The 14,054-nt window shown below is 71.0% G+C and carries 14 protein-coding genes; 9 read left to right on the plus strand and 5 right to left on the minus strand.

Annotated elements, in window-relative coordinates; translation table 11 throughout:
• Positions 1–683: 683 nt before the first annotated feature.
• From ACFY7E_RS32450 to ACFY7E_RS32470, 5 genes are all read right to left on the minus strand, one after another.
• Complete coding sequence (locus ACFY7E_RS32450) at positions 684–1,112, minus strand: hypothetical protein (protein ID WP_389491337.1); 429 nt, start codon at positions 1,110–1,112, stop codon at positions 684–686.
• On the minus strand, positions 1,109–1,903 hold the full coding sequence (locus ACFY7E_RS32455; RefSeq protein WP_389491339.1) for a ParA family protein: 795 nt from the start codon (positions 1,901–1,903) through the stop codon (positions 1,109–1,111). The genes ACFY7E_RS32450 and ACFY7E_RS32455 overlap by 4 nt, the downstream gene beginning before the upstream one ends.
• Before the next feature lie 271 nt (positions 1,904–2,174).
• Positions 2,175–2,738 carry a hypothetical protein gene (locus ACFY7E_RS32460; RefSeq protein WP_389491341.1) on the minus strand — a complete coding sequence of 188 codons (564 nt, stop codon included), beginning with the start codon at positions 2,736–2,738 and terminating at the stop codon, positions 2,175–2,177.
• Positions 2,739–2,741: 3 nt separating this feature from the next.
• Positions 2,742–6,164: a DUF927 domain-containing protein gene (locus tag ACFY7E_RS32465; RefSeq protein WP_389491344.1), complete on the minus strand. Its 3,423-nt coding sequence runs from the start codon at positions 6,162–6,164 to the stop codon at positions 2,742–2,744.
• Between the two features lie 420 nt (positions 6,165–6,584).
• A complete protein-coding gene (locus ACFY7E_RS32470) occupies positions 6,585–7,385 on the minus strand; it encodes a GntR family transcriptional regulator (protein WP_389491346.1) in 801 nt (266 codons plus the stop codon).
• 223 nt (positions 7,386–7,608) lie between these two features.
• Here ACFY7E_RS32470 and ACFY7E_RS32475 point away from each other — a divergent pair, with 223 nt between their 5' ends.
• From ACFY7E_RS32475 to ACFY7E_RS32515, 9 genes are all read left to right on the plus strand, one after another.
• Positions 7,609–8,118 (plus strand): RNA polymerase sigma factor, encoded by a 510-nt coding sequence (locus ACFY7E_RS32475; protein ID WP_389491350.1) that lies wholly within the window; start codon positions 7,609–7,611, stop codon positions 8,116–8,118.
• Positions 8,115–8,258, plus strand: coding sequence for a hypothetical protein (locus ACFY7E_RS32480; protein WP_389491353.1), 144 nt, complete (start codon positions 8,115–8,117; stop codon positions 8,256–8,258). The genes ACFY7E_RS32475 and ACFY7E_RS32480 overlap by 4 nt, the downstream gene beginning before the upstream one ends.
• Complete coding sequence (locus ACFY7E_RS32485; protein ID WP_389491355.1) at positions 8,255–8,455, plus strand: hypothetical protein; 201 nt, start codon at positions 8,255–8,257, stop codon at positions 8,453–8,455. The genes ACFY7E_RS32480 and ACFY7E_RS32485 overlap by 4 nt, the downstream gene beginning before the upstream one ends.
• 2 nt (positions 8,456–8,457) lie before the next feature.
• Positions 8,458–8,775, plus strand: coding sequence for a hypothetical protein (locus ACFY7E_RS32490; protein WP_389491357.1), 318 nt, complete (start codon positions 8,458–8,460; stop codon positions 8,773–8,775).
• 2 nt (positions 8,776–8,777) lie between these two features.
• Positions 8,778–8,966, plus strand: a complete 189-nt coding sequence (locus ACFY7E_RS32495) for a pRL2-8 (RefSeq protein WP_389491359.1) — start codon at positions 8,778–8,780, stop codon at positions 8,964–8,966.
• A complete protein-coding gene (locus tag ACFY7E_RS32500; protein WP_389491361.1) occupies positions 8,957–9,265 on the plus strand; it encodes a hypothetical protein in 309 nt (102 codons plus the stop codon). Before ACFY7E_RS32495 ends, ACFY7E_RS32500 begins: the two co-directional genes overlap by 10 nt.
• A 70-nt stretch (positions 9,266–9,335) precedes the next feature.
• Positions 9,336–10,493 carry a hypothetical protein gene (locus tag ACFY7E_RS32505; protein WP_389491363.1) on the plus strand — a complete coding sequence of 386 codons (1,158 nt, stop codon included), beginning with the start codon at positions 9,336–9,338 and terminating at the stop codon, positions 10,491–10,493.
• A 13-nt stretch (positions 10,494–10,506) separates the two neighbouring features.
• Positions 10,507–10,842, plus strand: coding sequence for a hypothetical protein (locus ACFY7E_RS32510; protein WP_389491365.1), 336 nt, complete (start codon positions 10,507–10,509; stop codon positions 10,840–10,842).
• Positions 10,843–11,068: 226 nt separating this feature from the next.
• Positions 11,069–13,606 carry a hypothetical protein gene (locus ACFY7E_RS32515; RefSeq protein WP_389491367.1) on the plus strand — a complete coding sequence of 846 codons (2,538 nt, stop codon included), beginning with the start codon at positions 11,069–11,071 and terminating at the stop codon, positions 13,604–13,606.
• The last annotated feature ends 448 nt before the right edge of the window (positions 13,607–14,054 follow it).

Raw genomic sequence — 14,054 nt, forward strand, 5'->3', positions numbered from 1 at the left:
GGGTTGCTCGTGGTGGTCCTGCTCGCCCTGCCCGGGCTCTATTTGGCGCGGAGCGCCAATAGGGCCGGGAATTCTGCGAAGCAGAATTGGCCCCCAATTCGCGGAGCGAATTGCATTCCGTGATTGGAGCGCAGCGGAAATCGCGGAAATTCCCCGGAACGGGGAATGCGAAAGCCGCGAAGCGGCTTTCTATCGCTTCCGATCGGAAACCCGAGCGGGAAATTCGGCGGAATTTGAATTCACCGGAATTACAATTCCGAAGGAATTGTGCCCCCTTTCCGGGGGTCGGTCGGGTGAATTCCGGAGCGAAATTCGAGGTTTTCCGCCCCCGGGAGACGGTCACGGAGGGTCACAGGGTGGGGGCGTCGGTACGACGAACGGCACCAAATCCCAGAAGGAGGCCCAAAATCGGGGGGCACGGGGGGCACGGGGGGCACGGGGGGTATAACTCCAGGTCAAGCGGCGTTTTGCCGTGCCCCCCGGCGGGGCCGTGCCCCCGAGTTCGGGGGGCATGGGGGCAGATCCGGGGGGCACGGCGAGGGCACGGGCTCTCCGGGGGGGCCTCGGGGGCACCGTGCCCCCCGAACCGGTACGACTATCCGTCACCATGCGTGAGGAGTGGGGAGGAAAAAGGAATTCCCCCGCCGGGGCCCCGGCGGGGGAATTGGGGAGGGAATTTGAGGTCAGCGGGCCGTGATCCGCTTGAGCAACTTCCGCCGAACGGTGTCGTCCTCACGGGCCAGCCGTAGGAGCTCCCGGTAGACCTCGGCCTTGTCCAGCCGGGTTCGCCGGGCGTCGTCCCGCAGCGTGAGGACGAACAGGTCCACCTCCGTGGCCTCCTCCGGGTCCAGCCGCACGGTATGCGCCACGGCGTCCTTCACGGCCGGGGCCGGGCGCCGGCCACCCCGAGACCTTCCCGGCCTGGAAGGAACGGGCGCCGAAGGCGCTCCCCCCTGTCCTTCCTCTTGGACCTGGCCCTGGTCCTCGGGCTCGGCCGGGTCCTCACCGGCCATCCGGCCGCCGACCTTCAGCGGCCCGACCTTGGGCTTCAGGGTCGGCCCCGCGAGCGGGGACGTGCCCGCAGGGATGTTGCGCTCCTTCGGCGGGTTCACGCGGCCGGCACCTCCTTCTCGAACCGCTCGGCCAGGAGCTCGAAAACGGCCCGCACCTCGTGCGAGTCGGCCACCTGGGACAGCGGTTCGGCGTACTCGTCGGCGTTGGCGATCAGGGCCCGGCGGGGGACCACGCCCCACACCTGGTCCCCAAAGATCTCGCGCACGCCGCCGAGCTGGCCGACGTGGGCGCCGACGCGCATGTCGTAGCCGGACACGATGATCCCGAGGAACCGCAGGTCCGGGTTGCCGAGGTCTTCACCAGAGGCGGCCACGAAGTCCCGGTAGCGCACCGCGGCTTCCACAGAGTCGTACTCGGGCTCGGTGCTGGCCACGGCGCAGTGCGCGGCGGCCAGGCCCATCTGGGTCAGGTGCCCGAGCGAGGGCGGGCAGTCGATCAGCACGTAGTCCAGGTGGTCATCGGCCCCCCGCAGGGCCTTGGCCAGCCGCCGCCAGGCTCCGCGCTGCCCGGCCTCGGTCGCCCGGTCCTCCAGGGTGAAGCGGGCGGGCATGAGGCTGATCCGGTCCGCGTACTCGGCCTGCCAGCCGATCGGCTGCCAGACCTGGGCCGCGACCCCTTCGGCGTTCGCCTCGATGGCCTCGGACGTCGTGAGGGCCGGGGCCTCGGGGTTGTCCTTCCAGCCCAGCCGCCGGGACGCGTTCCCTTGCGGGTCCAGGTCCAGGACGCCGACGCGCCGGCCGCGCTTGGCCAGGGCCTCGGCCAGCCGTACGGCGGTCGTGGACTTCTTGGCCCCGCCCTTGTTGTTGCCGATCGCCACGCGTCGTGCCATCGGTCGCCTCCTTCAGTGGTCGTCGCAGGGCAGCGTAGAGCCTCCTGGGCCGCCCGTTGGTGACGCCATGACGCCGCAGCACCATGACGCCATGAAACGCCCTGTGCGCCCCCCTGTCGCGCCGGGAACAGACCCAGGGGTTCAGGGCCGTCCGCCCAGGTCACAGCACGCGACAGGGGCCTACGCGACACCCCCGCGCGACAGGGGCACGCGACAGCGGCCCCGCACCGGAGAGAACCGGTGCAGGGCCGCCGAGGGCACGCAGGACAGGTCAGTAGTTCACGCTGTGGATCGTGGACGCGCCCACGTTGATCAGGCCGCCGGGGATGCCGTACGCGTCCGCGATCAGCGGGATGGCGGTGTCGTAGTCCGGCCCGCCCTCCTGCTCCATGGCGTCGATGAACGTCTTCACGTCGGAGCCGTGCAGGGTGCCGGACATGGTGCCCGACCACTCGGTGTCCGAGATCACCCAGTCCCCGTCCGCCTCCACGTGAAGGAACGACGGGTAGACCCGCTCGGGACGCTTCCCCGGCCCGGCCGGGCCGCCCTCGCCCTCCTCGCCCGGGACCTCTTCGGGCGCCTCCTCGGCCGGGGCCGGGGGAGCCGCCGGAGCCGAGGGCGGAGCCGCCGGGGCCGAGGGAGCCTCGGGCGCCGGGGCCTCCTTCTTCTTCCGGCCGAACAGCCGCCCGAGCAGACCGCCCCGCTTCTTCGGGGCCTCCTCGGCCGGGGCCGGGGTCGGCTCGGGCCGAGGCGCCGGCGCCGGGGTCGGCTCCGGGCGCGGACCCTCCTCACGGTCCTTGCCCTTGCCCAGTCCGAACTTCCACCACTTCGCCATGGGTCACTCCCCCCGCTCGGACAGGTACCGGTCCAGCGCGCCGTGGGCGCCGGTCTTGTGCTGCGGGTCGTCCAGGAGCTGAAGGAGCTCGGCCATGGGGGCCTGCCCCTCGATGCTCCAGGAGCCGCCCTCGTTGCCGATCCGCATGGACGCGGGCTTGGCGGCCATCGGGTCGGCGGCGTCGCTCGCGTACGTCGCGGCGTCCACGTAGACGCTCAGCGGGAGGCGCCCGTCCTCCTGGGCGAACTTGGCCAGGTTCCGGTAGAGGTTCGCCGTCGCGTGCGCGATCAGCATGTGCGCCCAGTCGGGCCGGAAGTACACGTCCTTCTCCCAGTCACCGCCGGTCGCGTGGTCGGTCTTGTGCTCCTTGCGGCTGAGGTAGCCGCGGAAGGACTGGTAGATCCGCCCGTGCACCTGCTTGGCCCACTTGGCGCCCGGCCGCCCGGCGTCCATCGCGGACACGATCCGGTTCCGGCTGGCGGCCATCAGCTTGTACATGCTGGACAGGGCCGCGCGGGAGGTCTCCCAGTGCCAGGACTCCAGCACCTTCGGCGTCCACTCCGGGTAGACCTCCATCAGGAGCTCCACGCTCGGGGTCGGCAGCCAGTAGCCGCCCTCCTCGACCTCGCGGAACTGGAAGTCGGGCAGGCCCGGCAGTCCGGTGCCGGGAACGTCGGCCAGCCGCCAGTACCCGGCCATGCCCTTGTTGAAGGCGGTGCCCTCCCCGCCGTGGGTCGGCTCACCGATGCCGAGCTTGGTCGGTCCGTACGCGGCGAGCCAGGCCGCCGTCTTGTCGAACCGGTGCAGCCACCCGGCCGCCCGCTCGGCCTCGGTTGGCTCCCGGTGCCACTGCTGCGGCACCATCAGCGGCATGACCCGCAGACCGAGGGCGGCCGGGGGCACCGCGCCGTCGCGGACGGCCCGGCACAGAACCTCGGTGCGGCCCTTCCCGCCGGCGAAGTCCTCGCCCGTCTGGTTCGGCCCCTGGTAGTAGGGCACGACCTTGGGCCGGTCCTGGGTGCCGTGCAGCGTGGACAGCAGGTAGACCATCAGCGCGTCCAGGAGGACTTCCGGGGTCTCGGCCCCGCCCCAGCCTCCCCGGCCGGGCTGCTTGGCCTTGTCGAACCGGTGCTCATAGGCGGGCACCGCGACGATGACCCGCCGGTCCCGCGCGGTCTCGTCGGCCAGGACCAGCGTCATCCAGGCCGTGAGTCCGGCCGGGAAGACCTCGGCCACGGGGGACCCGGCGGACGGGATCACCCACGGGTGCGCCACGGGGTTCATCGCCCCCGGCGGCTTCACGGTCTCCTCCTCGCTCTTGCCCTCGGCCGCCCGGGTCTGGGCCATGCCCAGCTCCCGCCGCTCCTCGAACGACGGCAGGCCCATGGCCTCCATCGCCTCGGCATGGATCCAGAGCGTCTTCAGCCCGTACGCCGCCGCCAGGGCGGGCACGTCGTCCACCGAGCGGGGCACGGGCACGGTCACGGGCTCGCGGTTGGGCAGGTGCAGCACCCCGTTGCCCAGGACGCCGAACCGGGTCGCGGACAGCGTGCGGCCGGTCGCCCTGGCCTCCAGGGAGGCAAAGGACCGGTCGGTCACGTGCTCGGCCGCCTCGGGGAAGACGATCCGGGGCGGAGCCGTCGGCCGGGGCGGCGCCTGAATGGTCGTAGTGACGTCACGACGCCGCGACGCCATGGCGTCGGCACTCGGGTTCTGTACTGCGGCGACAGGGTTGCGGAACGCCTCGGCCGCCCGCTTCTCGGCCGCCGCCGTGGCCGAGTCGTCGCCCGGCACCGGAGCCGTGTCCGGGGTGACCTGGGGCGGGGCCTCGCGGTCCGCGAAGGCGTCCTGGGCCTTCTGCGGGTCGAAGATGTACGCCCGGCCGGGCACGGCCGCCCGCAGCTCCTTCGTGGGGTGCTTGGACGCCAGCTTGGCCGCCTCGGTCTTCTTCAAGACGCCGCGCCGCTCCAGCTCCTTCAGGCCCGGCACGGGCGAGTCGATCCCGGCCGCCTTCACGATCTCGGTCAGCGTCGCCACGTACACGTGCACCTGGCCCTGGTGGTAGTAGCCGAGCACCCGCCGGGGCTTGAACTCCATGGCCCCCCACGCCTCGGGGGCGAGCTGCGTGCTGTGCACCCACGCGGCGGGCTCCTGGGCGATGGCGCCGGCCACCTTCTCCCACAGGATCTGTCCCGGGCTCAGGTGGTTCTCGACGACCTCACCGAGGAGACGCGGGAGCTCCCCGCGGGCGTCCTCCTCGGCCATCGCGCCGAGCTCGGGCAGGCCCAGGAGCTCGGCCAGCATGTACGCCCCGACGCACCAAGCGCCGAGGATCCGGGCCAGGGTCAGCGGGATGCCGCCCTTCTGCCGAGCCTCCTCGGTCGCCAGGCGACCCACGATCTCGGTGTGCAGCTCCCGCCAGGTCGCCATCCGCTCGGCCGTGAAGAACCCGGCCTCCCGGGCCCACACCAGCGGCCAGCCGTGGAACCGCGCGGCCAGGTCCCACGCCTCGGCCGTCGCGGCGGCCTCGGTGAAGAACGGGCCCTCCAACTGAAGGAGGCGGGAGGCCAGGGACTCGACCTGGCCCTGCCGCAACAGGGACTCGTTCGAGGACGTCACGAAGATGCTGTGCCAGGTGCCGGCGCCCTGCTTGCGGTTCCCGCCCTGGCCGAGCCGGCCGCGCTTGCCACCCGCCACGATCCGGCTGAACAGCTTCTCCAGCTCGGGCAGGGACAGGGCCGCGCTGGACGTCTCTTCGCGGCACATCGGCAGGTAGCGGGCCTCGATCAGCACCTCGGGCAGGAACAGGCCCGTGTTGTTCATCGAGCCGAACAGCTCGTAGGCGTCGCTGGGGTCGCCCATCAGCGCGCACATGATCCGCTGCGTGGTGGACTTACCGATCTGCCCGGACCCGGTGAGGTTCAGGATGTGCGCCGGGACGCCGTGCAGGCTGGACACCAGCGGGCCCGCGAACATCGCGGACATGACCAGCGTCGTCCTGGGGGAGTGGGTGGCCAGGTTCATGATGCGGCACCAGCCCTTGCGGGCGGCCTCCTGGTCGGGGTCGCACACCCGGAGGTAGCCGAGCTCCTGGGCGTCCACGTCGGGGAGCTCCAGGCCGCCGTTGGAGTCCTTCACGGGCAGGGCCGGGACCTCCTCAGCCGCCCGGACCTCCTCGGACATGACGCGGGCGTACGCGTGCCGCTCGTCGGCGGTGACGGGCCGGTCCCGTCCGGCCTTGTCGGCCCAGGTGCCGTCCAGCACCTCTTCGGCCGAGACGATCCGGGGACCCTCTTCGGTCTGGATCTGGTACGCGATCTTCGTGTGCCGCCGGTCCGACATGCGGTAGGTGATCCGGCCCAGGATCACGGGCACGGTGCCGATCGCCAGAGCGGGGGCGTCCTGCTTCGCGCGGTGCAGGATCATGCGGTCTACGGGGCGGAAGTACCATCCGGCCTTCAGGCCAGCGATCGGCCGGGCGCCGACCGGGGTTCCCTCCCGCTCCAGGTTCGAGACGGTTCCCCCCCGCGTCTGCGGGGGGACGTCGGCAGACTCCTGGGTCTGCGGCTTCTGGGGGGTCACGTGTTCCTCTCGCGCACCCACCCAACGGAGTGATCAACAGACCAGGGGGAGGAGAAATCTCCCCCTGCCTGCCTTACACTCGCAGGTGGGCTACATCCAAGGCCAACGCGAACCCGCTTCTCGGATTACGACCCCTCACCTGGTTACGACACCAGAGAGGGTCCGAGGGCGGGTTTCGTGCTGACCGGCCTGTGATCTTGGGTTGTTCCGGGGAGCTTACGCCCGGTTGCGGACACCCCTACGCGCGGTAGGGACACCACTCATTCAGTGCTGCTCGGGTGGAACGACGGGGGCCACGGGCCACTGGGCCGACTCATCGCGCCGCAGCTCGGTCACCAGCTCCACCCGATCGGCGGGGATGACGCGCACGGTGACGTCGACCGCTCGCCCAAGCGCCGGCGACTTCCCGACCAGGTAGAGCTCCAAGACTGTCGACTCTGGGCTGATGTCCAGCAGTGCGGCCTCTTCGTCGGTGGGAGTCCTCGCGCGGGCGTGCTCGGTCCACTCGATCGGGCCGTGCCCGGCCTCCTCCAGGCGGTCGATGTAGCCGCCGGGCCCCGTGTCGGCCTCGGCCACCCTGGGCGCGTCGCGGACGGCCTCGGGGCTGAGCCAGGTGTCAACGATCTGGAACTGGGGCTCGTCGGCGGGAGAGGTCACGCGACGTCGCCGTAGTACGGCGATACCGGGCTCCACCCCGAGGAACGACGCCACCCGCTTGGGCGCGGGCTCGTAGGAGCGGACCGCTCGGCCGTGCACGATCCAGGGCTCCCCGGCGTGCGAGGCGGCCGGGAAGACGTAGCCGCGGGCGGGGTCGCGCATGACCATCTGGCCGCGCCCGATCCGGCGCCGCTGGACCCGCCAGTTCAGCACCCGGATGCCGGCCTTCTTGACGACACGGATCAAGCCCTCGCGCTCCAGGACTCCGAGCGCGGAGCTGATGACGCCGCGCCCGACGCCGTAGGTCTCGGTGAGTTCCGCGTAGGTCGGCAGCTTCGAGCCGACCGCGTACTCCCCCGCGTGGATGCGCGCCCGCAGATCGTCTGCGACCTGCTCATACCGGGGCATGTGCCCTCCCTTCCTCAGTACAGGAGTGATCCTCTCACGGAAAACAGTACCGGTACTGTTTGACACAACGCCAGTCGGGGAGCAATATCAGTACCGGTACAGCTCGCCACGGCGGGAGCAGTACCGTCCTGTGCACGAAAACGGCCCTGGTCCGGCATCTCACCTCCGGAACACAGGGCCTGGACCGACCCCGTTCTGTAGCGCCAGAAGGGAGCGATCCTCCATGGATCGTATCGACGTGCAGCCGCTCACGGCGGCTTCTGCGGACCGCCTGGACAGGCTGTTCCGCCTCTACAACACCCGCCTCCTCGGCTTCGCCGCGACCCGCACCCGGGACGCCGCCGCCGCCGAGGACGTCACCTCGGAGACCTGGCTCCGCGCCGCGCTCGCCCTCGGTCAGCTGAAGGCCGACGACGCGCACGCCTACGGCTGGCTCCGCTCGATCGCCGTCCGCGCCGCGATCGACTACTACCGCCCCCGCCGCGCGAACGAGCGACCCGAGGACTGGACGGACGCCATGGCGTCCCGCGCCCTCCCGACCGCCCCGCCGGCCGACACGGACGCCCTGGTCTACGAGGGGCTGACCGAGTGCCAGGCCGCCGTGTGGCGCCTGAAGGCCCAGGGCCTGTCCGACCGCCGGATCGCCCGCCGCCTCGGCCGCTCGGAGACCGCCGTCTGGAAGCGCAAGCACGCGGGCGCCCGTCGCCTCCGCGCGTACGCGCTGGCCGGGTGATCGCCGTGGTGATCCAGGACCCCGCCGCCGCCGACGCCCTCGCCCGCGCCCAGGAAGCCGCGCGTGCCGCCGCCGAGGCCGCCGCCGCGCGTGCCGCCCAGGAGGCGACCCGGACCCCCCAGGGCGGTGAGCGGTCGTGAGCATCCGCCGCGAGACCCGCCACGAGGACTACGAGCGCACGCACGGCCTGATGGCCGCCCTCGGCGCCAGCCTCAACCCCCCGGACGTGCCGACCGACCCCGCCCGCCGGGAGTTCGAGGAGGTCGTCGCGCACGCCCTGTACGCCAACAAGTCCGCCGAGCCGCCCGCCGGCCACCGCTACCCGAAGAGGGGCTGACCATGGCCAAGCCCAACACCCGCCAGTTCGACCGGATCATCGAGACCACCGGCCGCAAGCTCCAGGGCGTCCGCAACCGCGAGCTGTGGGCCCTGCCCGCCGGGGACCAGGCCAAGGTGGCCGGGTACGTCGGCGTCGCGTTCGCCAAGGCGACCCGCCTGAAGTCCTCCCCGATGGCCGAGCGCGGCATCGAGCGGATCTGGAAGAACGCCGAGTCCGCGTACGTGGCCGAGATCGCCGCCGCCGAGAAGGCCAAGGCCGAGGTCATCGCCCAGGCCGCCGCCGACAAGGTCGCCAAGAAGTCGTCGGGGTGGTGGTGACGATGGCGAGCGAGAAGGCCCTGAACCCCCCGCCGGGCGAGTGCCGCCAGTGCTGGCTCCACGCGTACGACAGCCGCGAGCAGCACAAGCACCTCGGCCCGCGCGAGGACTGCCCGGCCTGCGTGGACCACATGCTCAAGGGCTGCCCCGCCGACATGATCGTGCCCGGCAAGTGGCGGCGGTGGTTCTAGTGCGGACCCTGGTCGCCCTCCCCGCGTTCTACGCCGTCTCCCGCGCGCCGCAGCTCCTGGCCGCGCTCGTCGGGGTCGGCCTGGCCCTCGGGACCCGCGCCGCCGGCGCCTCCCCGCTGGGCATGGCCGCGGTCGCCCTCCTCGGCCTCCTGGCCGTCAGGCTCGCCTGCACCCTGCCGGTCCTGCGCCTGCCCAACGGCGGACGCCGCGCCGTGCGGGACGCGTGCTGGCAGGCCGCCGACGCCGTGGCCGACTGGGCCCGCTGGACCTACGTCCCCGCCCCCGAAGACTCCCACTGACTCTCTCCCTGGTGACGCCACGACGTCACAGCGCCACGGCGTCACCAGGGGCCCGAAAGGACAGCTCACCATGAGGTTCAAGACCGAGAAGCGTTCCCGCACCGTCCAGCACACCCGCGACGGGATCACCCACGACGTCACCGAGCCGTACGACGTCCGCGTGCCCGTCCTGCCGGCCGACTGGGACCAGCGCGCCATCAAGGCCGCCGTCGCCGTCGTCATGCTGCTGACGACCGTGGCCGTCGTCTGGTCCACCTACTCCATCGGCGCCCTCCTGGAGGGCGGCATGGGCTACGCCGCCGCCGCCGTGTTCGACGCGGCCTGGATCGTCAACGTCCTCCTGGAGTACCTGGCCCGGTACGACGCGGAGAAGCGGGCGTTCTCCAAGAAGCTCGGCTGGGGCCTGCTGATCTGCACCATGGGCGCGATCTTCTGGCACGGCCTCCTGGCCGGGTCCGTCGCTCTCGGCGTCGTCGGCGCGGCCGTCTCCCTGTTCGCCAAGGTCCTGTGGATGGGGATCATGCGGTTCATCAACCGTGACCTGAGCGAGGCGGACCAGCAGTGGGTCAAGGCGGAGATCAGCCGCTCGAACGCCCAGCTCGCCATCGCGGGTGTCCGCCGCCAGGTCGCCCGTGCGGAGAACCGCGCCGCCCTGGAGCTCCTGGCCGCCGAGCAGACCCGCACCGAGGTGGCCGAGTGGATCGGCAGCACCGCCCCGGCCGTGGAGGCCCCCGCCGCCCCGGCCGCCGTCTCCGCCGGATCGTCCACGGCATCCGCCCTCACGTCCGCCCCGGAAGGTGACGCCGCGACGCTGCGACGCCGTGACGTCACGAACCCCGGAAACCCGCTGTTCCAGGCTCCGGTCATCCGCAAGGATGACGACGGATATCCGGCGGACGACGAATTCGCCCAGGTCAGCGAGCCGGACAACGTGCACGCCATCCGCCCGGACGTCCGCCCCGCCCCGGAGACCACGCCCGAGCCCCCCGCCGCCTCGGCTGACGACGACGACCGGGTGCCCGAGCAGAAGCCCCGCCGCATCTCCATCGCGTCCGCCGTCCGCAAGGCCGTCGCGGACGGGGTGACGGACGCGGAGACGATCGTCCGCTCCCTCGGAGAGCGGTTCGACCGCAAGGAGGACCCGACGTTCGCGGCCACGGTCAAGCGCTACGTCCGCGAGGCCAAGAACGACCAGGCCGACGACCAGGCCCACGGCCTGTACCTCTGACGGGAGACCAGCCATGACGTTCGTGCAGACCAGCCACGGCGCCGACTTCTTCGGCCAGGACACCCACACCGCCAAGGCCGTCCGGGACCTGGCCGGGTACGCCCGCGGCTGCCTCCCCTACGACGTCCGCGAGCCCCTGGCCCGCCTCCTGGAGTCGGCCGGCACCGAGGCCGAGACCACCATCCCGGCCGAGGAGGCCGACGTCCTCGCGGCCCACCTGCACACCGTGGCCAGCCACCGGTTCACCAAGGCCAAGGCCGCCAAGGTCGCCCGCCTCCTGGGCGACTCGGCCGCCCGCGCGGCGGCCGAGGGCGAGCCCTGGACCTGGACGACGACGCCGAACGGCTGATCCGGCCCCTGTCCGGTCCGGGCGAGAAAGTCCGGGCCGGACTGTCACACGCCGACCGAAATCGACACCTCTAGCAGATGAGGGGCCCTATCCGGATGGGCCCCGGTGTCAGTCCCACCAGCCAAGATCCATCCCATAGGGGATTCGCTCCCGCCCGGCAGGCCCACTCCTGCCAGAGACCACCTGCCGGGCGGGCCGGGTCCCCCGAACCACAAGGGGAACCTCGATGCACAGCATGACGGCCGCCCTCGCGGCTGGCACCAAGGCACCTCCGGACCCGGCCACCCAGGAACAGGGCGGCCGGGTCACCGAGCTGTTCGGCCAGGCGTGGAACTGGACCGCCGGCCACGTCCCCGGCGGGAACCTCACGGTCATCGGTGCCGCGATCGTCCTGGCGATGCTCGCGGACGGCCGCAAGACCAGCGGCGGCACCAAGACCGACTGGAAGAAGGCCGACCAGGCGTTCGTCGGCATCTTCAAGAAGCTGTACGGCACCGTCCGGGCCCTGGTCCTGGCCGTCTGGGCCGTCCTGCGGTTCTACGGCGGCCGGGAGCTCCGGGGCGAGCCCCGCTCGGACGCCACGTTCCTGCGGCCGGGCAGGCCCACGGCCGCCGGCGCCCCCCAGGTCGAGGCCGTCGCCATGGCCTCCATCGCCATGGCCCCGCCGAAGGTGAGCCTGGTCAAGGCCCCGCGTCGCCAGCCGCGCCCCTGGGCAGCCGCCACGGCGGCCTGGATCGAGACCTACAGCGGCCGGGGCGCCCGCGCCCTGGACAGGGCCGTCCGTACCGCCCTGTGGGCCGTCCGCGTGGCGGGCCGGGTCTGGCGCTTCCTGAAGGCCGTCTGGGCCCTTCTGCGGGCCGTCTACGGCTTCCTGGCCCCCATCGTCGCCACCCTCGCCCGCGTGGCCCGCATGTGGCACTGCTGGCCGTACGCCGCCCGCGGCCTGGCCCGCCTCGCCATGACGGCCGCCCTCCTCGGCCTCCTGGTCCCGGCCTGGCGCACGATGACCGTCGTCCTCCTGGTCCTGGCCCTCGGAGCCGTCGCCGCCGCCGCGCACCGCTTCCAGCCCAAGCCGCCCGGCGACGATGCCGTCTACGGTCCCCGCATCTGGGTGATCCTCCGCGAAGACCTCGGCCTGCCCGAGGAGGAACCCCGCGAGAACTGGCTCCGCCTGCCCGAGTCGCTCGCGGCCCCGGACGCCCGGATCGCCCTGCGCCTGCCCTGGACCTTCCGGGGCAGCGACGTCGAGCGGACCCAGGTGACCGACCTCCTCAACTCCCGCCTGCCGGGGGAGTGGGTCGGCCGGTACTCCTTCACCGGCGAGCACTTCACCGCCGTCTACACCCACAAGCCGCCGCCCAAGCCGCCGGCCCCCACGCCCGAGCCCCCGGCCGCCGTGGATATCTGGGACCCCAAGGTCCAGGAGATCCTGGCCTCCCTCGGCCCGGACGACTTCTATCTCGGACAGGACACCTTCAACCAGCCCATCATCCAGAAGCTGAGCGACGAACAGGCCCACTGGGCCCTGTCGGTCGGATCGGGTGGCGGTAAGTCCGCGTTCCTGCAGTTCCTCGCCATTCAGATGCTGATGAAGCGCGGCATCATCGTCGGAATCGACCCGAAGTCCGTCAGCCTGATTCCGCTCCTGGGAATCTCCGGCGTCCACATCTACGACAACCCTCGGGCACCCCAGGACATGCGCGCACTTCTTCTGTGGGTCGCGGAAGTCGTGGATGCACGGAACTACGAGAAGAAGCGCGGAATCCGCACCTACTTCCCTCCGCTCTACGTGTTCATGGAGGAGGCGAACCACCTTGCTGACATTCTGAAGGAGGAATACACCGCCACCAAGGAAAGCGGCGCCCCGGCCGGTGACCCGATCTGGCGCGATGGAGTCGCCCCTATTCTCCGTCTCGGCCGTGAGGTGAACGTCCACATCATCGCGGTATTCCAGGACTTCAAGGACACGCAATTCGGCGGCGTCTCGCTCGTTCCCCTCTTCCCGTTCAAGATTCTGGGCAGCTACCGGGAACAGCAGTGGAAGCGGATTATGGGGGCCTCTTTCCCCATGCCGCCCATCCAGAAGAAGGCGGGCCGAATGGTTCTCGTGACGGACACCGGAGACGTCACCCGAATTCAGACGCCCTACGTTCCGTGGGACGACACCCTCACCAAGGACGAGAACCAGAAGAAGGCGTACAAGCTCCTGGCGGCCTACTACGAGGAGCTGCGCGAGGAGCACGGCTACAGCACCGAAGCCCTCTACACGGCCCCGCCCGCGCCCTCCCCGGAGGTCGCGCCGGCGCTCCTGCGGGGCCTGTCACGTGACACTGCCCCCGAGGGCCCGAACGGGGCCTCTGAGGGGGGTCTGAGCGACGAAACCGCAGGTCGCGGTGTCACGCACCCCCAGAGCGTGACACCCGGCGTGACAGGCAGCGTGACACCGCTCCGGCTCATCCCCGGGCAGGGCGGCGCCCAGGCCCCCGAGGCCCGGCAGGACCCCCTGGCGGCCCCCGTGCTCCTCACGATCGCCGAGATCGCCCACGAGCTGACCACCCGCGGCTACGCCATCAAGGCCAACACGATCAGCCAGCACAAGTCCCGCCGGGACAAGGGTGCAGACAACGGATTCCCGGCCGGAATCATCGGTGAAGACGGAAAGGAAAGGTGGACCCTGGCCCAGCTCACCGCCTACTACGAGCAGCGCGGATACAAGAAGGTCGAGGAAAGCCAGGAAGAGACCGAGCAGAACGACGCCGTCTGACCTGCACAAACACGGTAGGCCCCCTCTCCGGAGGGGGCCTATTTGCATGTCTGGGGGCCCTTCTGATACCTTGCTAAACCATTCGATAAAGCCTCCTGAAAGGGGTTAGAATGGCAGACGAAAAGCTTTGCGATAACTGCGGAGAAATGTGCGGAGATCCGCACTGCGGGAAGTGCCCGGAATGCGGAGGAGAATTCGAAGAGGATTACGCAAATTGGCCTGACCCTTGTTACAAATGCCGCCTGGAATCGCTCAAAAGGCAGGCAAGCGAACCGCTCCCATTCGACCTATAAAGGCGTCTGAGCGCGAAGCGCGAAGAATTCGGATTCACGACATAAAGGGACGAGAATTCGTCAAGAATTCCGCGCACTAAAGCCCCGAAGCGCGAAGCGCGAGGAATTCGGATTCGCTTAGAATTGCATCGCAATTCTTTATGCCCGGCTGGGCC

This window comes from Streptomyces sp. NPDC012825, assembly GCF_042900925.1.
Taxonomy (GTDB): domain Bacteria; phylum Actinomycetota; class Actinomycetes; order Streptomycetales; family Streptomycetaceae; genus Streptomyces.